General features: G+C 70.8%; 17 protein-coding genes. 4 read left to right on the top strand and 13 right to left on the bottom strand.

Features of this window, described 5'->3' with window-relative positions:
* The first annotated feature begins 68 nt into the window (after positions 1-68).
* The gene (locus tag KY500_RS11265) at positions 69-1,274 is read left to right on the top strand and encodes an NmrA family NAD(P)-binding protein (protein WP_219900656.1); all 1,206 of its coding nucleotides are present in this window, start codon (positions 69-71) and stop codon (positions 1,272-1,274) included.
* A gap of 123 nt (positions 1,275-1,397) precedes the next feature.
* The gene (locus KY500_RS11260) at positions 1,398-1,937 is read left to right on the top strand and encodes a hypothetical protein (RefSeq protein ID WP_219900655.1); all 540 of its coding nucleotides are present in this window, start codon (positions 1,398-1,400) and stop codon (positions 1,935-1,937) included.
* A 51-nt stretch (positions 1,938-1,988) separates the two neighbouring features.
* On the opposite strand, the gene KY500_RS11255 is transcribed toward KY500_RS11260, so the two are convergent.
* The 12 genes from KY500_RS11255 to KY500_RS11200 form a co-directional block, all read right to left on the bottom strand.
* Positions 1,989-2,579: a PepSY domain-containing protein gene (locus KY500_RS11255; protein ID WP_219900654.1), complete on the bottom strand. Its 591-nt coding sequence runs from the start codon at positions 2,577-2,579 to the stop codon at positions 1,989-1,991.
* Between the two features lie 183 nt (positions 2,580-2,762).
* Positions 2,763-4,142: a cell wall metabolism sensor histidine kinase WalK gene (locus tag KY500_RS11250; protein ID WP_219900653.1), complete on the bottom strand. Its 1,380-nt coding sequence runs from the start codon at positions 4,140-4,142 to the stop codon at positions 2,763-2,765.
* A complete protein-coding gene (locus KY500_RS11245; RefSeq protein WP_219900652.1) occupies positions 4,135-4,812 on the bottom strand; it encodes a response regulator transcription factor in 678 nt (225 codons plus the stop codon). The genes KY500_RS11250 and KY500_RS11245 overlap by 8 nt, the downstream gene beginning before the upstream one ends.
* A 569-nt stretch (positions 4,813-5,381) precedes the next feature.
* The gene (locus KY500_RS11240) at positions 5,382-7,061 is read right to left on the bottom strand and encodes an MFS transporter (protein ID WP_219900651.1); all 1,680 of its coding nucleotides are present in this window, start codon (positions 7,059-7,061) and stop codon (positions 5,382-5,384) included.
* Entirely contained in the window at positions 7,058-8,413 is a 1,356-nt protein-coding gene (locus tag KY500_RS11235; protein WP_219900650.1) for an NtaA/DmoA family FMN-dependent monooxygenase, read from the bottom strand. Before KY500_RS11235 ends, KY500_RS11240 begins: the two co-directional genes overlap by 4 nt.
* Positions 8,410-9,117, bottom strand: coding sequence for a cysteine hydrolase family protein (locus KY500_RS11230; RefSeq protein ID WP_219900649.1), 708 nt, complete (start codon positions 9,115-9,117; stop codon positions 8,410-8,412). The genes KY500_RS11235 and KY500_RS11230 overlap by 4 nt, the downstream gene beginning before the upstream one ends.
* Positions 9,114-10,196, bottom strand: coding sequence for an LLM class flavin-dependent oxidoreductase (locus KY500_RS11225; RefSeq protein WP_219900648.1), 1,083 nt, complete (start codon positions 10,194-10,196; stop codon positions 9,114-9,116). The genes KY500_RS11230 and KY500_RS11225 overlap by 4 nt, the downstream gene beginning before the upstream one ends.
* Positions 10,197-10,396: 200 nt before the next feature.
* Complete coding sequence (locus tag KY500_RS11220; RefSeq protein ID WP_219900647.1) at positions 10,397-11,494, bottom strand: ABC transporter substrate-binding protein; 1,098 nt, start codon at positions 11,492-11,494, stop codon at positions 10,397-10,399.
* A 129-nt stretch (positions 11,495-11,623) separates the two neighbouring features.
* Positions 11,624-12,490, bottom strand: coding sequence for an ABC transporter permease (locus KY500_RS11215; protein ID WP_219900646.1), 867 nt, complete (start codon positions 12,488-12,490; stop codon positions 11,624-11,626).
* A gap of 5 nt (positions 12,491-12,495) precedes the next feature.
* Positions 12,496-13,386, bottom strand: coding sequence for an ABC transporter ATP-binding protein (locus KY500_RS11210; RefSeq protein ID WP_219900645.1), 891 nt, complete (start codon positions 13,384-13,386; stop codon positions 12,496-12,498).
* Between the two features lie 3 nt (positions 13,387-13,389).
* Positions 13,390-13,932, bottom strand: a complete 543-nt coding sequence (locus KY500_RS11205; protein WP_219900644.1) for a flavin reductase family protein — start codon at positions 13,930-13,932, stop codon at positions 13,390-13,392.
* Positions 13,933-14,210: 278 nt separating this feature from the next.
* Entirely contained in the window at positions 14,211-15,713 is a 1,503-nt protein-coding gene (locus KY500_RS11200) for a PLP-dependent aminotransferase family protein (RefSeq protein ID WP_255579209.1), read from the bottom strand.
* Positions 15,714-15,812: 99 nt separating this feature from the next.
* Between KY500_RS11200 and KY500_RS11195 the strand changes: the two genes are divergently transcribed.
* A complete protein-coding gene (locus KY500_RS11195; RefSeq protein WP_219900643.1) occupies positions 15,813-16,655 on the top strand; it encodes a pyridoxamine 5'-phosphate oxidase family protein in 843 nt (280 codons plus the stop codon).
* Between the two features lie 217 nt (positions 16,656-16,872).
* Here KY500_RS11195 and KY500_RS11190 read toward each other — a convergent pair whose 3' ends face one another.
* The gene (locus KY500_RS11190; RefSeq protein WP_219900642.1) at positions 16,873-17,286 is read right to left on the bottom strand and encodes a hypothetical protein; all 414 of its coding nucleotides are present in this window, start codon (positions 17,284-17,286) and stop codon (positions 16,873-16,875) included.
* A gap of 206 nt (positions 17,287-17,492) precedes the next feature.
* On the opposite strand from KY500_RS11190, the gene KY500_RS11185 reads away from it, so the two are divergent.
* Positions 17,493-18,029 (top strand): methyltransferase domain-containing protein, encoded by a 537-nt coding sequence (locus KY500_RS11185; RefSeq protein WP_370626799.1) that lies wholly within the window; start codon positions 17,493-17,495, stop codon positions 18,027-18,029.
* Positions 18,030-18,034 lie beyond the last annotated feature (5 nt).

The raw sequence follows: 18,034 nt of genomic DNA, 5'->3' as shown, positions 1-18,034 counted from the left end.
GCACTGCGGTAGCCACACGCCCGCCTTCGCGAGCTGGTGAGGGCTCTCGCGGCGCTAACGTAAGGGACATGACCGACGCCCGCACTGCCCCGTCGTCGCGGCGTACCCCGGGGGTTCTGGTCACCGGCGCCTCCGGCACCATCGGCCGGGCCGTCGTCGACGCCCTCGTCGAGGCCGGTGAGCCCGTGGTAGCGGGGATGCGCGACCCGCGCGCCTGGATCGCCGACGGCGCCCGGCGCGCGAGCGGAATCTCCGCCGGGGGAGCCTCCCATCCTGCAGGCGGTGCCGCCGCCGGCAGCGGGTTCGGCAGCGGCGGCGCCAGTGGCGTCGGAGGCCGAGCCGGTGGCGGCCGGCCGGAGGGCCCTGGCCCGGGTCGGCCCCTCGGTAAACCGCCGCGGGCGCCCAACCAGAAACCCCTGCAGAACCCCACCCGCAAGCCCGGTACCGCGGCTGGGCCGGCGGCGACCGCGGCGAATGGCCGGCCGGGGGCGCTGCCGGCGGCCGGGCCTCCGGGCCAGACCGTCGCATCCGCCCTGCCCGCCGGGGCCCAGGCGGCTACGGTGCGGGCGTTCGACTTCGCCGACCGGAGCACCTGGGCGAGCGCGCTCGGCGGGGCGGACCGGGTGTTCCTAGTGCTGCCGCCGACCGTCGGCGACGTGGGCCGCACCCTGATCCCCTTCATCGACACGGCGATGGAGAGCGGGGTGCGACAGATCGTGTTCCTGTCGCAGCAGGGTGTGCCGCTACAGGCCCGGTCGCCCCAGCACGATGTGGAGCGCTACCTCAAACGCACTCGCACGCCCTACACGGTGCTGCGGCCCAACGTGGTGTTGCAGACTCTGAACACCACCTACCGGGACGACATCCGCCGGCGCCGTGAGATCGCCCTGCCGGCCGCTGGGGCCCACGTGGCCTTCGTGGACGCGCGGGACGTGGCCCGCGTAGCCGCCCGGGTGCTCGGTGAGCCCGGCCATCTGCGCAAGACCTACGCGCTCTCCGGTGAGCAGGCTCTCGGGTACACGCAACTCGCGGAGCTGCTCGCCGAGGTGCTCGACCGGCCGATCCGCTACGCGCCCACGACCGAGGCCGACTTCGAGCAGCGGCTGGCCGGGCTCGGCGGCTCAGCCGTCGAGATTGCCCGGCAGGCGGCACTTTTCCGGTCGGTGCGGCTGCGCGCGCTGCGGCTGCCCAACCGCAGCATCCGCCGGCTGACCGGCCGGCCGGCCACCACCGTGCGCCGCTTCATCGAGGACCACCGCGACTCCTGGCTGTAGCGCTCCCCGAACGCGGGGGACCCGAAGTGGGGGACAGCGGATGCCCGTCCGGGGGGCCCTCGATTGGTACGGTCATCACTGGGTCGCTGACCCGCGCAGCAGGTGCTGAGGGGATGGGGCCACATGGCTGGTTTGACTACGGGCGCGGAAATGTTCGGCGAACTCGCCGCCTACCCGGCCGTCGTTCTGCTTTGCGCTGTGCTGCCGTTCGCCGTCTCGTTCGTGATCGACGCGGTGAACCTGATGCTGCGCCGGGAGCGCTCCGCGGTCCCCGCCCTCGTCACCGCACTCGTGCTCTCCTTCGTCGTGGCCGCCACCGGGTTCCTGCTCCTGCAGCTGGGACTGGTCGGCATCGGTTCGGATGCGGCGGTGCTGGCCCGGCTGGCCTCGGTGGGCGTCGGGCTGCTGCTCGTCTGTTCTCCGCTGGCCCTGGTGGCCGCCGTGGCACGCCTGTTCATCTCGTTGCTCCGCGCTCGGGCCCTGGACCGCCGGTCTGCCGATGGGGAAGGCAGCCTGCCGGAGGCCAAGCCGGGAAGCGCGCCGGGAACACTGCCGGGTGCGTTACCCAGCCTGGCGGGAACCTTGCCCGGTGCCTTGACAAGCCCGCAACCGTCGCGCCGCGGCACCACGATGCTGGCCCGCTTCGCCGACCACGTGGCCTGAACCGCCAGCAGACCCCGATGCTGCGCGGCCCAGCCGGCCGCGGGTACGCGACTAGGCAGCCGGTGCGTCGTCGATCTTGACGACCGCGAAGTCCGCGCCGAGTTCGACGTCGATGTCCTGGCCGTTGTCGAGGGTGATCTCCACCTCGTAGGCGTGATCGAAGTCGTCGCTGCGCTCAACCTCGGTGACGGTACCCACCATGCCGGGCGTCAGCGCGGCCAGGGCAGCCTCCGACGCGGACGACCGGTCGGCCTCGGTGAGCGGGGCGAGCTCGGAGCCGCCGTTGCCGTCGGTTCCGGTGCTGGGGGAGCCGTCGGTCGGGACCGCGGTGGCGCCGGCCGTGGGCCGGCCGTCGACCCAGAGCACGGCGAACGACTTGTCCAGGGCCACGTCGACGTCGGTGCCGTCGGCGAAGGTCACCTCGACCTCGTAGGCCTGCACGGTGTTGTCATCGGTGGTCTCGGCATCGGTGACCGTGCCGCTGCCCACAGCGTCGAGCGCGGCGGCGCTGGCTGTGACGAGGGCGCTTCCGGTGAGCGGGGCGTCGGAGTCGAACGGGTCGGCGATAGCCAGCCCGGCGCCCCCGGCCACGACTACGGCGGCGACGGCGGCGGAGGTGATCCAGATGGTCTTCTTCTTCACGAGGTGTCCCTTGGTCGAGTGTGTCCACGCGGTGCGCGGCTGTGTCCCTACTCTGGCGGGGCGGTGCTGAAGCCAGGCTGAAGCCCGCTGAAGCCGGTTTCAGAAAGCGACCAGAGGGGTGTCAGCCGAGTCCGCCGGATGCGTCGCCGCCGGCCGCCGGGCCGCCGTCGGGCGTGCTGCCCGTCACTCCGGGCGCGGGGCGTGGACGTCGGGGCCAGCCTGGGAGCCGTCGTCGGCCGAGGGCAGCCGCACCTCGAACCGGGCGCCGCCGAGGTCACCCGCGGTGACCAGCACGGTACCGCCGTGTGCCTGCACGGTCTCCCGCACGATTGCCAGCCCCAGGCCGGTGCCGCCGGAGGCGCGCGCGCGCGACTCGTCCAGCCGCACGAACCTCTCGAACACCCGGTCCCGTTCCTCGGCCGGTATCCCGTGCCCGTCGTCCTCCACCACAAGCACGACCTGGCCGGCCGCGACCCCGACGGACAGGTTCACCCGGCCCACTGCGTGCTGGGCGGCGTTGTCCACGAGGTTCCGCACCACCTGCCCGAGCAGGTTCTCGTCGCCGTGCACCCGGGCCGCGCCGACGGCCGTGGCGTCGATCGTGAGCGCCATGGTGTCGCGCAGCCGGCGCGCCTCGGCGAGCACGAGGTCGTCCAGGTCCACGGCTCGGCCGGTGGCCTGCAGAGAGCGTTCGGTGACCTGCGCGAGCAACAGCATCCCACGCACCAGGCGTTCCAACCGGGCGCCCTCGTCGAGCACCGCCTCCGAGAGGTCGCCCAGGCTCATCCGGTCGGGGTGGGCCTGGGCCACCTCGGCGTATTGGCGCAGGGACGCGAGCGGGGAGCGCAGCTCGTGCGAGGCATCCGACACGAACTGGCGCTGCGTTCGCTGCGAGGTGTCGAGCCTGTCGAGCATGCTGTTCATCGTTCGGGCGAGCCGGCCGATCTCGTCGCCGCGGCCCGGATCGGCCACCCGCCGGTCGAGGTTCGTGGCGGTGACGGCGTCGACCTCGCGGCGCATCCGTTCGACCGGCGCCAGGGCGCGGCCCACCACGATCCAGGTGAGCAGGGCCACGACGCCGAGCAGCAGCGGCACCGCAGCGGCGAGTAGCCAGGCGACCGTGCTCACCGATTCGTCGATGGTCTCGAGGCTGCGACCGGCGGCGATGGTGACGTTGTTGTCTTCATCGACCGCCACGAGGTAGGCGGCATCCTCGCCGGGCAGCCGCACGACCTGGGCGTCACTGTCTTTCTCCAGCGCGATGGGCGTGCCGTCCAGCGTCTCGCTGCCGGTCACCAGGGCGCCGGATGCGTCGGTGACCTGTACGAAGATCTCGTCGTCATCGACGTCGAAGCCCGTTGTCGTGCCGGTGTCCTCCAGGGTGGTCTGCAGCTGGGAGAGGTCCCGGTCGACCGCGTTGTTCACCTCGTCGAGCAGCACGGTGCGCAGCACCAGCACGAACAGGAGCGCCCCGACCACAAGGGTGGCGGCCACGATCGCGGTGGAGACCAGGGTGATGCGGCCGCGGAGCGACCGGCCGCGGGGGTCGCGGCGCTCAGCCACCGTCGGCCGCCAACCGGTAGCCGGCGCCGCGGAGGGTCTCGATCGCGGCCCGGTCGAACGGGCGGTCCACCTTGTTGCGCAGGTGCCGCACGTAGACCTCCACGATGTTGGGGTCGCCCTCGAAATCGAAGTCCCAGACGTTGTCGAGCACATCGCGTTTGCTCACGACGGAGCCCCGGTTGCGCATCAGGTACTCGAGCACGGCGAACTCGCGGGAGGTGATGTCGACGACGGTCTCGCCGCGGCTGACCCGGCGAGTGGCCGGGTCGAGGTGCAGGTCGCCGGCCCGCAGCACGGTGGGCCTGGCGGTGGCGCCGCGACGGATCAGCGCGCGCATCCGGGCCAGCAGCACCGCGGAGGAGAACGGTTTGGTGAGGTAGTCGTCGGCGCCGGTGTCGAGCGCTTCGATCTGGTCCCACTCGCCGTCCTTGGCGGTGAGCATGAGGATCGGGGTCCAGTTCTGCTCGGCGCGCAGGGTCTCGCAGACACGGTAGCCGCTGAGGCCCGGGAGCATGATGTCGAGCAGGATCACCGCGTACTCGGTCTCGCGGGCCAGCCAGAGCCCATCGGGCCCAGTGCCGGCCACGTCGACCGCGAAGCCTTCGGCCTCGAGGCCACGCTTGAGCCCGGTCGCCAGCCGCACCTCGTCTTCCACCACCAGCACTCGCATCCGGCCCCCATCGTCGTGTCGGTATTGTCGTGTCGGTATTGTCGTGTCGGTATTGTCGTGTTGGTTCGCCGCTGTTGCCGCGGGCATGCGGCTCAGTCTGGCGGATGCCGCTGAAGGCAAGCTGAAACCGCCCTGCCCTGTGCGGCAGCGCGCGGCGGCACTTGCTTGTGTGCCGCGCGATCGTCGGTCGAGCCTGTCGAGATCCCGCGACGTGTCTTCGTGTCGTGCCCCGCTCGTTGGTCGAGCCTGTCGAGGCCTCGTGACGTGTTTGTGTGTCGTGCCCCGATCGCTGGTCGAGCTTGTCGAGGCCTCGTGACCTGTTTGTGTGTTGTGCCCCGCGCGGTGGTCGAGCCTGTCGAGCTGTGGGGGCGCTTCGCGCCCGGGTGTCGGCGGAAGTGCACTTCCTTAGGAGACCTCGCTGGGTGCGCACCGGCATCGACCTTCGTCGTCACGGCGCGGCCGGGTTCCATTCCGGGAGAAAGCACGGTTGGCGGGCTCTGCCACCGTGCTTTTTCCAGAAATGAGTGTGCACCGGGCAGATGCGGCCCGGCCGCGCCGCTGAATCGGCTCTACTTCTGGCGCCCGCGGGTATGCACGAGCAGCCGGGCCAGCGACAGGTTGGCCAGCAGGAGCAGCGCCACAATCACGAGGATCGCCGGCCAGAGCCCGTTTGAGTCGTACATCGCCAGGGCCACGAGAGGCCCCGCGACCGCGCCGAGGTCGCCGGCTGTGCGGGTGATGCCCACCACCAGTCCGCTCTGCCGGGCCGGCACCGCCTCGCTCATGAGCACCGTGGGCACGATGCCGGCGACGCTGGTGGCCAGCCCGTAGAGCACGATCGCCAGGGCGAACAGCCACGGTCCGTTGGCGATCGGGAAGATCAGCAGCGCGGCCGCGGAGGCGACTACCCCGGGCACGAGCACCGCGAGCCGGTAGCCGCGGTCGATGAGCGAGCCCACCACGGGCAGCGCGGCCAGGGAGAGCAGCGTGGCCGCTGCCAGTGCGACGCCGAGGGTGAGCGGGGTGAGACCCCCGGTGTCGTAGGCCGCCACGGGCACGAGGCCTTGTTCGCCGCCGAACCGGGCGAAGAAGGTGGCGAAGGAGCTCAGCGCCAGCGCGATGACGATCGCGGCGACGCCCACCCCGGCGTAGTTGGGCGCTGAGGGGCTGGTTTCGGATGCCGCGGGGCGCGACGGGAGGTTGGCTCGCGGGGTCTCGACAGGCTCGACCAGCGTCGGGGTCGCGCCGGTCTCGAGAGGCGCGGCCTGCGTGGTGGGGCGCGACGGGAGGTTGGCTCGCGGGGTTTCGACAGGCGCGGCCTGCGTGGTGGGGCGCGACGGGAGGTTGGCTCGCGGGGTCTCGAGAGGCGCAGCCCGCGTGTGGGTCGCGACCATCTCGTCGGTCGAGCTTGTCGACGCCGTACTGAGCTTGTCGAAGTGGACCTGGTGAGGTGTCTCTGAAGGCTCGACCACCGTGCGGGTCGGGGTCTCGAGAGGCTCGACCGCCGTGCGAGGCGCCTCCGCCGGCTGCGCGGACCGGCCGCGGGGGATCCAGTAGTGCGCGGCGGGGCGCACGGCATCCCAGACGAGCACCAGGGCGAGGGGCACACTGGCGACCAGGAACACCACCTCGAGCGAGAACCAGGTGAGCACCAGACCGCCGAGGAACGACCCGATCGCGCCCGCGGACATTTGCACCGCGGTAACCGTGGCCATCACCCGGCCGCGCCGGGCGGGCGGGGCGCCGGCGACGAGGATCGCGAAGCCGATGGTGATCGCGGCGCCGCCGAGCACCCCGGCGAGCACCCGGGCGCCGATCAGCCAATCGGCGGTAGGGGCCAACCCGGTGAGGCCGGTCACCACCACGAGCAGCAGGCTCACCGCCCAGAGATAGGGCCGTGGCTTCCACCACCGCAGCAGGATGCCCGCGGGAATGTTGGCCAGCACCCGTCCGAAACCGAACGCGGCGATGATCGGGCCGAGCACCAGGGCGGTCGCGCCGAAGCGGTCCACGTAGAGCGGCAGCGCGGGCACGATGGTGCCCCAGGTCATCTGGGTGGCGCCGATCAGGCAGCACAGCAGTAGGGTCTGCTCGCCGAGGGAGGGGCCGCGGCGGGTGGCCGGCGCGCTCGCCGCAGCCGTCGAACCGGCGCCGATGGCAGCATCGTCGCCGACCGGGTTGGCACCGATGTGAACACCACCACCGGCCGGGCCGGGGCCCGAGCGGCCCCGGCCCGCGCGGCCGCTCACGACGCCAGGTTGGCGCGGAGCGTCGAACCCGGGTAGGGCGCACCCATGGTGCCGCGGCGGCGGAGCTCCGGCACCAACAGGTCGATGATGTCGGTGTAGGAGGCCGGCATGCTCAGCGGGTTGCCGATCATGTAGCCGCCGCGGGAGCCCGTGGCCGCGAAGTTCTCCTCGAGCTGGTCGGCCAGCTGCGACGCCGTGCCGCTGAGAGTCTGGTTGTAGCCCACCGCGTGCTCCCAGCCGCGCTCGAAGAACTCGGTGCGGGAGAGCGAGTGGTCGGCGCCGAGCTCCTGCACCAGTTGCCCCACGAACCCCGACGGGGACGCGTGGCCGGCCACGATCTCGGCCTGCAGCTCCCCGAGCACGATGGTGTCGCCCACGGTGGAGAAGTCGTAGCCGGCGTTGTACGACAGGTACGCGCCCACCGCCTCGTCACCCCAATAGGAAAGCATCTCCTTCTTCCGCGCGGTGGCCTCGTCAACGCTCCGGCCGATCACCAGCTGGGTGGCCCACAGGATGCCGACGTCGGACGGGTTGCGCCCGTTGGCGGCGAGCTGCAGGTCGAGCTGCGACCGGTGCCGCTGCTGGCCGGCCAGGTTGCCGCCGAACCCGAAGATCAGATCGGCGAACTTGGCGCTCGTGGCGATGCCCTGCGGTGAGTTGCCGGCCTGCACCAACACCGGGTGTCCCTGTGGGCTGGGCACGCTGGTGAGCGGCCCCTGCACGTCGAAGAAGTTGCCGTGGTGCCCGATGGCGTGCACTTTGCTCGGGTCGGCGAACCGCCCGGTCGCCCGGTCCATCACAATCGCGTCGGGCTCCACCGAGTCCCAGAGCTGCTGGCACACCGAGATGAACTCGTCCATGCGCTCGTAGCGCTTGCTGTGTTCGAGCAGCTCGTCGAAGCCGTAGTTGGCCGCATCCGCTCGCCGGGTCGACGCCACGACGTTGAACGCGATGCGTCCGCCGGTGACGTGGTCGAGCGAATTGAGCAACCGGGCCACATAGAACGGATGCATGAACGTGGAGGAATACGTCAGGCCGAAGCCGATGTTCTGGGTCACCGCGCTCATCGCGGCAATGAACGGGCTCATGTCGTGCCGCGGCCACTGCACGCCCCACTCGACGGCGGCGTCGGGGGAGCCGCGCCAGGTATCGGGCAGGCCCGTGCCGTCGCCGAAGAAGAGCATGTCGATGCCGCCACGCTCGGCGGTGATCGCGAGCTCCTGGAACATCTTCACGTCGGGGAAGGTGCGACCGGTCCACGAGCCCGGCCGGGCCCAGCGGCCCTCCGAGTGCGTGAACGACAGGTCGAAGGCCAGGTGCAGGTGCTTCGGGTCCTGCTCGGGGCCGGTCATGCCGACACCGCCGAGCCGGTCAGAACGGATGCCGCGGGCACGCCGGTCGCCGTCGCATCCGGGGCCGGCGCGGGGAAGAAGCCGGCCAGCTCGTCACTCGTCACCACGTGCGCCGTGGTCAGGGCCAGGATCTCGAGGGCGTTCTCGTGCACCCGCACCTCGTAGGCGGCGGTGGCATCGCTGGGGATCAGCACCGGGTAGTCGAGCTGGAATGCGTCGGTCGCGGTCGCGGCGATGCAGCACTCGGTGGTGAGACCGGCCACGGCTACCCACACCACGCCGAGGTCCTGCAGCAGGGCGTGCAACTCGGTGCCCTGGAAACCGCTGTAGTGCCGTTTCTGCACGCGCGGTTCCCCGGCCGCCGGCTCCAGGCCGTACCAGTCGGCACCCGGGGTGCCGATCACGCAGGGTTCGGTGTGGTCCATCGGCTCGTCGAAGCCGCGGCCGCGCAACCAGTTGCTGGCGCCCCAGAGGCGGTCCGGGTCCGAGGCCAGCTCGATCCAGACCACGGGCACGCCGGCCGCGCGGGCGGCGTCGACGAGGCCCGCGGTGCCGCGGATCGCTGCGGCGATAGAGTCCTCGGCCGCTGCGTCGAGGCCGTAGTCGGCGAGGTAGCCCAGGTCGGCGAACGAACGCTGCACGTCGACGACGAGCAGCGCGCCGGCCCGGTTGGACAGGCCCGCGAAGGCGTCGTCGGGGGTCACGAGGCGACCAGTCCGTTCGAGCGGCGCGCGGCATCCTGAGCGCGGAGGGTGGGCAGCACGGCCTCACCGAAGGCGGGCAGATCGGCGTGGTAATCGGGGAAGATCAGCATCAGGCCGTCGAGTTCGGCGCCCTCGACAACGGTGTTGATGTGGTTGAGGACCGTGTCGGGCGAGCCGACGACGTAGGGGGTCTGGAACGCGTCCTGCCCGGTGGCGGACTCGGTCCACGAGGTCGCGCGATCGCGCGGCATGCCCCAGGAGACCCGCATATTGGCGAGGGCCTGAACGTCGACGCCGGCGCCGATCACGTCGACGCGTCGCTGGGCGGCGGCATCAGTGTCGCCCATCACCACGGTGAGCATGGCGTAGGTCTTCACGGAACGATTGAGCGCCGCGGCCTGGTCGTGCACGTCACGGGAGGACTCGCGCAGCTCCTCCATGGTGTCGCCGGAGAGGAACGCTCCGTCGCAGAGTTCGGCCTGGAACTTGCGTCCCCGCGGCGAGCGGCCGGCGCTGATCAGGGTGGGCTGCACGCGCGGGTGCGGCCGGGAGACGCAGTCGGTGAGAGTGAACGTCTCGCTCTGCATGGTCACAGAGTCCTCGGTCCAGAGCCGGGTGACGGCCCGGGTCCAGTCCTCCACCATCTGGTAGCGGGCCTCCTTCGACATGGTGGCGTCCCAGAGCCCCATCTGCTCGAACTCGTCGGCGTACGAGCCGGAGACGATGTTCATGCCGGCGCGGCCGTTCGAGATCTGGTCGAGCGTCACGAACATCTTGGCGGCGATGGCGGGGCTGTGGATGTTGGCGTGCACGGTGGCCCAGATCTTCACCTTCTCGGTGGCTTCGGCCAGGCCCGCCATCATGGTCATCGACTCGAGGGTGTTGCCCCAGTGGTCGGTCGAGCCGCCGAAGCCGCGCCACTTGGCCATCGACATGACGAAGTCGAGGCCGGCCTGCTCGGCGAGCACCGCGGTGGTCTTGTTGTACTCGTAGCTGCCGTCTGGATGCGGCGCGGTGGTGGACACCAGCCAGCCGCCGTTGCCGATCGGGAGGAAAACGCCGTACTCGCGTGCTGACATGGGGAACACTCTTTCTCTGCTGTGGTGGAGCACCGTTCGGGAGGCTGCGACGGAGACGGCGAGGGCCGAGACGGACGTGGTGCGGGGATGGTGATTGCGCCGTTTGCGGACATCCCGCCATCGTTCGCGAAAACGAAGGGGGATGTCCGCAAACCAGTGCTGCCGGGCCGCGTCTCAGCGCGGCGCTGCGGTCAGCCGGGTTACGGGGCCGGCCAGATCAGGGTGGTGCCGTCGTAGATCGCCTCGATGAAGCTGTTGTCGAAGTAGGCGGTGGGGTCGGCCGGCGCCGTGGCGATCTGGCCGCTGTCCACGAGGAACCCGGACTCGGCAGTGACGTTGTCGACGTCGATCAGGCCGATCGGGGCATCCGTGGCCTGGTTCTCGGTGACGATGTTGTACTCGGTGGTCCAGACCTTGAGGTTGTGCGCGGCGTCGAAGCCCTCACCGGAGAGGTCGGCAGCGAAGCCGACGCACTCCTCGCCGTTCTTGCCGCAGTAGTCGAAGGCGTGCTGGCTGGCGCGCAGGAAGTCCTCGACGGCGGTGGGGTTATCGGCGGCGAATTCGTTGTTCACGGCCAGGCTGCCCAGCGACCCGGCGACACCGAAGTCGTAGGGGCGCCAGACGGTTACGTCTTCGCCGGCAGCCTCGAGCAGGTTGGGCTCGTTGGAGATGAAGCCGGTGAGGGAGTCCACCTGGCCGCGCGGCAGGATCGACGGGTCGTAGCCCACGACGACCTGCTGGATGCTGGACAGGTCGGCTCCGGCGTTGGTGAGCATGGCGCCGACGGCCGGCGGCAGGTTGCCCTTCTGGCCCAGGATGGTGCCGTCCAGTTGCGTGAGGTCGGTCACGTCCGTGCCGGTCATCAGGATCTCCAGGCCCACGTTGGAGTAGGTGGCGATGCCGGTGACGTCGATGCCGTTGTCCTGCGCGGTGATGAGGTTCTGCTCGTCGACGCTTGTGATGGTGACCTGGCCGGAGGCGAGCAGCTGGGCGTTCTGGCTGGTGTCTCCGGTGCCGGGCTGGATGTCCACGTCGAGGCAGAGGGCGTCGAAGTAGCCCAGCTGGTCGGCGGCGATGATGTTGAGGATCGACACCGACGCCTGGTACTGGTACCCGGTGAGGAAGTTGATGGTGCCGGCGGCCTTGTTCAGCTCGCAGCGGTCGGCCGAGATGGCGCTGCCGGCGGCGGCCGTGTCGGTGGACGCGGCGTCGTCGTCGGCCGGGCTGCAGGCGGCGAGGCCGAGGGCGAGGGCGGCGATGGCAACGGCGGCCAACGCGTGGGTGGGGCGAATGGGCATAGCGGTCTCCTGGTGCGGTGGGGGAAGAGGGGACGGGTGATGCGGGAGGTGGTGCGTGAAACGGGTACGCGTGAAACGGGGCTGTGGTGCGGATGCTGCGGGTGTGGCGGCAGGGAAGGTTCGGGGGCGTCAGCTCGTGGCGCCTTGGCGGGACTCGTGCCAGTGCAGCACGCGGTCCTCGATGGCGGTGATGATGAGCAGCAGCAGCGATCCCATGATCGCCAGGCACAGGATGGCCGCGTAGACCACGGCGAGGCGGTTGTTGGAGGAGGCGACGCTGATCACGGTGCCCAGGCCCTCGGCGGCGCCCGGGGCGGAGAGCTCAGCGACCACGGCGCCGATGATCGAGAGCGGGAACACGACGCGCAGGGCGGTGAAGAGGTAGGGCAGGGCGCTGGGCATCCGCACGTGCCAGAGCATTTCGAGGCGGGACGCGTGCAGGGTGGTGAAGACCTGCAGCACCGCGGGCGAGACCGAGCGGAGGCCGGTGGCCACGTTGATGAGGATGGGGAAGAAGCAGATCAGCGCGGTCACGATGAGCTTGGGCTCCGGGCCGAAACCGAACGCCACGACCAGGGCCGGGGCGATGGCCACGAGCGGGGTGACGCTGAGCACCACGGCGATGGGCATGATGGCCCGGCGGGCGATGGGTAGTTCGGAGACCAGCACCGCGAGAACGAACGAGGCGACGAAGCCGATGGCCAGTCCCACCAGCGCCACAGCCAGGGTGGCCCAGGCGTTGCTGAGATAGAAACCGGGGTTGGCGGCCAGCGCCTCGCCCACCGATGCCAGCGGCGGCAGCAGGTAGGGGCTGTCGGCGGCGGTGATGGTCCACAGGAAACCCAGAGCGACCAGCAGCACCGCGAGCGGCAGCCAGTAGGCCGGGCGCAGGAAGCCGAGCTGTTTGGGCAGGCCGGGCTTCTTGGCGGACTTCTCGGCAGGCGCGGCCACGGGTGCCGTCACGGGGCTCTCCTGGATCGTTGCGGGTTCGGTCATGACGCTCACTGGACGGCTCCTGCCGGGATCGGGGTGGACCCGGTGATCGGGTTCTCCTGCCAGGCGGTCTGCAGGTGATCGCGGATGACGTCTTCGAAGTGGTGGAACTCGGCGGTCTTGAGCATCGCCTGGCTGCGCGGGCGCGGCAGGGTGATGTCCACGGATGCGGTGATCCGGCCCGGGCGGGCCGACATCACGAGCACCTTGTCGGAGAGCCGCACCGCCTCGGAGACCGAGTGGGTGACGAAGACGACCGTGGTCTTGTTCTCGTCCCAGATGTCCAGCAGTTGCTCCTGGATCGACTCGCGGGTGAATTCGTCGAGCGCGGAGAACGGTTCGTCCATGAGCAGCACGTCGGGTTGCACGCCGAACGCCCGCACGATGGCGGTGCGCTGCTGCATGCCGCCGCTGAGCTGCGCGGGCAGCTTGTGCACCGCATCCGTCAGCCCCGCCTTGCCCAGCAGGTCGAGCATGTCGGGCGCCGGGCGGGCGAGGTGCCCGTGGATGCGGCTGCGCAGCTTGTCCGCGCGGCGGTTGACCTTGGCGGGCATGCTCACGTTGCCCAGCACGTCCTTCCACGGCAGCAGGGCGGGAGCCTGGGGAACCAGGCCGATCATCTTGGCGGCGCAGGCACGCTCGGGGGTGACCCCGAAGACCTCGGCGGTGCCGGAGTCGGCGGTTTCGAGGCCGGCGATGAGGCGCAGCAGGGTGGACTTGCCGCAGCCGGACGGGCCGATGATGCTCACGAACTGGCCGCGCTTGATGTCGACGTCCACGTTCTGCAGCGCCACGTGCTGGCTGGGCCCGGAGCCGTAGATCTTGACGGCGCCGCGGATCGAGATCGAGTCGGCGGTGCTGGCGGGTGCGGTTGCCAGGGTCGGGGAGGTGAGGGTCATTGCTCAGACCAGCTTCCTGAACTCGCGGTTCTGATAGACGAGCGGGATGCGCTCGGTGCGGATGACCTCGTCGACCTGCACGATGATCATGAGGTGGTCGCCCACGGTCCAGCGTTCGTGCACCTGGCCCAGGAGTGAGGCCTGGGCGCCGGTGACGACGGGAACGCGGTCGTAGTCGCCGTGCAGGGTGACGGCGGAGAACTTGTCGATGCCCTTGGTGGCGAAGTGCCGGGCCACGTCGCCCTGGTCGTCGGCGAGGATGTTGATGGCCACGTGGTCGGTGCGGGCGAAGGCCGGGTAGCTCTCGGCGGTCTCGGCCAGGAACACGGCCACGAGCGGAGGAGTCACCGAGACGCTGGTGAAGCTGTTGGCGGTGAAGCCGTAGGCGGTGCCGTTCACGTTCGTGGTGACGAGGGTGACCGAGGTGGCCATGCCGGCGAGGGCCCGGCGGAGTTCGGCCGGGTCGAAGAGGGCCGGGCCCGGGGCGTCGGCGGGCACGGGGACTGGGACATCCGTCGTGGCGGGTCGGGGATCGGTTTGCTGCACGCTGGCCTCCAAGGCACGTTTCGAGAGATCGAGAGGAGGAGAGCGAGCGGGTGAAGTGATCAGCCGACTGAGTGAGTCGAGTGGCAAATGGCCCGCGGAGGTCCGTTGGGTTTCACAGTAGGCGGCGCAGATTTCGCGAAAGTCCGTCTGCTGTTACGCGCAGGTAAACTCCCGCGCCGGGTCGGCCAGCGAGGTCTCGTGAGGTGCGGGCGGGGCGCACCCATCCCGCTGGTCGAGCTTGTCGAGACCAGGTGAGGTGCCTGCGGGATGTCCGCAATTCAGTTCTCGGCGGGGTTCGTGAGGAGCTGGGCGAGCACCTCGAGGGCGCGCCCGAGCTCCAGGTCGGTCGGTGCGCCGTAGCCGAGCACGAGGCCCTGCTGCCCCCGGTCGACGACCGCGTAGTGGGCCAGCGACGCGACCCGCACCCCGCGCGCCGCGGCGTGCGCGACAAGAGCGGATGCATCCGTACCGGTGATGCCCGCCCCGATGGCCGGCGAGAGGTGCACCACAACGTGCAGCCCGCCGTCGAGGCCGGACAGCCTCACTCCGGGCAGCGCGCCGAGGGCGCCGATCACCAGAGCGCGACGGTGGGCGTACTCGCGGCGCACCCGGGTAACGTTGCGGGACAGGCCGCCGCTGCCGAGGTAGTGCGCGAGCGCCGCCTGCTGCACGCCGGACACCGACGGGCCGAGGTCGTCCCGCACCTCGTGCAGTGCCGCCCCGAGCCCGCCGGTGGCCACGATGTAGCCGCACCGGATCCACGGGGTGACCGTCTTGGAGAAGCTGCCCACGAGGGCGACCCGGCCCGACGTATCGAGGGTGGCCAGGGCCGGCAGCGGCGAGGTGCCGAAGCGGAATTCGCTGTCGTAGTCGTCCTCGATGACCACGGCGCCGGATGCCCGGGCCCAATCGAGCAGGTCGAGCCGCGCCTGCACCGAGAGGCTGCTGCCGAGCGGGTACTGGTGGCTCGGTGTGACGAGCACCGCGTGCGGCGCCGGGGTGAGCGCCGCGAGCGCGGCCAGGTCGAGGCCGTTCTCGCCGGTGCGCACCGGCTGCAGGCGAGCGCCCACCCGGCGCAGTACCCGACGGGCGGTGGGGTAACCGGGGTCCTCCACCGCGATCCGCGGAGTGCGGTGGGGCTGGTTGTCGCCGGCCAGGGCCGCGACGGCAAGCCCGATGCTCGCCAGGGCGTCGCTGGTGCCGGCCGTGATGATCACGTCTTCGGGGTGGCAGGCCAGGCCCCGCGCGCGCCGCACGTGCTCGGCGATCGCGGCGCGCAGCTCGAGCGTTCCACTGGGCGACGGTGAGTCGCTGCGCCCCGATGCGGCAACGGCCCACCGCCAGGCCGCGGTCCAGGCCGGGTCGACGAGGGTCTGGGTCGACGGATGCCCGGGGGCCAGATCGATCATCGGCGGGGGAGTGGAAGGGGAAGCCGGGGTGTGCGGCACCCCAACGCCGGGCGCCCGGGCCAGGTCGTAGGAGAGCGGGCCGCGCATGCCGATGACGCCGGCGGCGAGAGCGTCGGGCGGCTCCACCATCACCCGCGTCGCCGAGCCCGGGCGTGCCAGCAGGTAGCCCTCGCCGGAGAGCTGGTCGTAGGCGGCGACCACCGTTCCGCGCGACACCCGCACCGACGTGGCGAGCGTCCGTGTGGACGGCAGGGCCTCGTCGTGGCGCAGCACTCCGTCGAGGATCGCCCGGCGCAGGGCCGTGGCGAGCTGGGCGGCGAGGGGCAGCTCCGACGCCCGGTCGAGCAGGATCGGCAGCTCGTGGGCGTTCATCGTGGTTCCTCCCGCGGTCGGCACATTCGTTAACCGGTCTAGTCGAAGCGGTCAGAACTGGCCCTGTTGCCGATCCACTCCGCGCTTGATCCTAGTAGGATGCCCCACTCCACACAGCCCCGAACCAATGAACTCGGCGCCTCGAACGCGAGCGAAGCGCACGTCGTTCAGCCCCGAACCGACGCGCCCGCCGCCGCACCCGCCACCGCACCCGCCACGCTGTCCGTCACCGACCGCACCCGCATTACCCGTGCCCCCGAGCGCCAGCGCACCGACCGGGCCGAGCTCTACGGCATCCTGGACGACGCGCTTGTCGCTCACGTCGCGATCGTGCGCGACGGCCTGCCTCTCGTGCTGCCGATGGGATTCGGCCGCGGGGATGACGCCATTTATCTGCACGGCTCCACCGGCAGCGGCATCTTCCGGGCGATGGCATCCGGCACCCCGATCTCGGTCACGGTGACCCACCTCGACGGCCGCGTCTACGCCCGCTCGCTGTTCGAGAGCTCGATGAACTACCGCAGCGCCGTCGTGTTCGGCGTGCCGACGGTGGTCGCTGCCGCCGACAAAGAGGAGGCCATGCGCGTCGTGTCCGAGCACTTGATGCCCGGGCGCTGGGCCGAGGTGCGCGAGATGACCAAGCGCGAGCTCGCCGCGACGCTCGTGCTGCGGCTGCCGCTGGACGAGGCCAGTGTGAAGGTGCGCGCCCACGGCGCCTCCGAGTCGGTGGATGACGGAGACGACCGATCGATCTGGGCCGGGGTGCTGCCGCTGCGGGTGACGGCCGCGGCGCCGGAGACCTCGGAGCTCACCCCGGCTGGCACCCCGGTGTCGGGCGCGGCGTTGGCGTACGCAGCTCAGCTCTTTTCTGTATCGTCCGAATCAGGGGATGTGGCCCGCATCGAGTCCGGGCAGACCGAGCCAAGGAACGCGGCCGGATGATCGTCTTCTTCTTCGCGGGCCTGGTCGCCCTGGCTGCTGTCGGGGTCGTCTGCACGGTCAGGGCCACCGTCACGGACGGTCATCGCCGGATCCCGCCCCGCTGAGCGTCTCCGAACGTGCGTTGTCCCCTCAGTTCGGAACTTTGCACAGTGCGGCGGCCCGTCAACCGTGCGAAGTTCCCCACTGAGCGCCCGGGCGGTGTTCCGGAGGCCAGGGCTCACCGGGTGAGGAGCTCCAGCGGTGCATCCGGCCGGAAGATGTAGACATCCACGTGCATATCGGCCGCGGCGGCGCTCGGCCATGACGCCGGGGTGAAGAAGCGCGCCAGCGGCTCGCTGATGCAGATGACCAGGCGCGGCCGCGTCGGTAGCACGCCCCGCAGCCAGACCAGCTTGAGCATGTCGGCGATGGCCTTGTTGCGATGCGAGGACTTAGGGGTGCCCGTGTTGGCCACGAGCTGTACGAGCACGCTCGCGGCGGGGTCGATTCCCTCCACCTCGACGCGCAGTCCGCCCGGAACCGTGAGGGTACGCGACTCGACGCCGACGCCGAGGCGCTCGCCGAGGGCGCGCAGCATGGCGTGCTCGGTCGACTCGGGCTGGATGCGCCCGGTGGCTCCGATGTCCGTCATACCGCTGGTCCTCTCGCTGCTGCTGGTCTCGATGGCTCAGTGTACGGCCCACTGCGGTGCGCTCTCGCCGCCGGGATGGTGCCGGGCGGACGGGGCGCTGGCGTTCGCACGCGAAGGGTTGCCGCAACAGGTCCCGCTGCGGACAAAAGGTCCCGGCGCACCGGGACCATTTGTCCGGAGGGGGCGGCTGCTGCAACCCCACCGCCGTGGCCGACCTGCTGCCCGGCGAGACGGTGCTCGACCTCGGCTCCGGCGGCGGCATCGATGTGCTGCTCTCGGCCCGTAGGGTGGGCCCAACCGGATTCGCCTACGGCCTCGACATGACCGACGAGATGCTGGCCCTGGCTCGCGCGAACGCCGCCAAGGCCGGCGCCACGAACGTCGAGTTCCTCAAGGGCTTCATCGAAGAGATCCCGCTGCCGGATGCGACGGTGAACGTGATCATCTCCAACTGCGTGATCAACCTCTCGGCCGACAAGAACGCCGTCGCCCGCGAGATGTTCCGGGTGCTCGCACCGGGCGGACGCCTCGGTCTCTCCGATGTGGTGGCCGAGAACCAGCTCAGCGAGGCCGAGCGCATTGAGCGGGGCTCGTATGCGGGCTGCATCGCCGGAGCGCTTTCCGATCAGGAGTACCGGGTGGCGCTGGGAACGGCGGGTTTCACCGACGTCGGCGTGGAGTTCACCCACGAGGTGGCGCCGCAGATGCACGGCGCCATCATCAAGGCCGTCAAGCCGAGCTAGCCGGC

Source organism: Cryobacterium sp. PAMC25264 (genome assembly GCF_019443325.1).
Taxonomy (GTDB): Bacteria; Actinomycetota; Actinomycetes; order Actinomycetales; family Microbacteriaceae; genus Cryobacterium.
This window is presented reverse-complemented; position numbering and strand designations above follow the sequence as displayed.

What these genes read in the sequence shown, in the direction of transcription:
- KY500_RS11265 (WP_219900656.1), top strand. Translation starts at nt 69, where the DNA reads ATGACCGACGCCCGCACTGCCCCGTCGTCGCGGCGTACCCCGGGGGTT.
- KY500_RS11260 (WP_219900655.1), top strand. Translation starts at nt 1,398, where the DNA reads ATGGCTGGTTTGACTACGGGCGCGGAAATGTTCGGCGAACTCGCCGCC.
- KY500_RS11245 (WP_219900652.1), bottom strand. Translation starts at nt 4,812, where the DNA reads ATGCGAGTGCTGGTGGTGGAAGACGAGGTGCGGCTGGCGACCGGGCTC.
- KY500_RS11235 (WP_219900650.1), bottom strand. Translation starts at nt 8,413, where the DNA reads ATGACCGGCCCCGAGCAGGACCCGAAGCACCTGCACCTGGCCTTCGAC.
- KY500_RS11225 (WP_219900648.1), bottom strand. Translation starts at nt 10,196, where the DNA reads ATGTCAGCACGCGAGTACGGCGTTTTCCTCCCGATCGGCAACGGCGGC.
- KY500_RS11220 (WP_219900647.1), bottom strand. Translation starts at nt 11,494, where the DNA reads ATGCCCATTCGCCCCACCCACGCGTTGGCCGCCGTTGCCATCGCCGCC.
- KY500_RS11215 (WP_219900646.1), bottom strand. Translation starts at nt 12,490, where the DNA reads ATGACCGAACCCGCAACGATCCAGGAGAGCCCCGTGACGGCACCCGTG.
- KY500_RS11210 (WP_219900645.1), bottom strand. Translation starts at nt 13,386, where the DNA reads ATGACCCTCACCTCCCCGACCCTGGCAACCGCACCCGCCAGCACCGCC.
- KY500_RS11200 (WP_255579209.1), bottom strand. Translation starts at nt 15,713, where the DNA reads ATGAACGCCCACGAGCTGCCGATCCTGCTCGACCGGGCGTCGGAGCTG.
- KY500_RS11195 (WP_219900643.1), top strand. Translation starts at nt 15,813, where the DNA reads ATGCCCCACTCCACACAGCCCCGAACCAATGAACTCGGCGCCTCGAAC.
- KY500_RS11190 (WP_219900642.1), bottom strand. Translation starts at nt 17,286, where the DNA reads ATGACGGACATCGGAGCCACCGGGCGCATCCAGCCCGAGTCGACCGAG.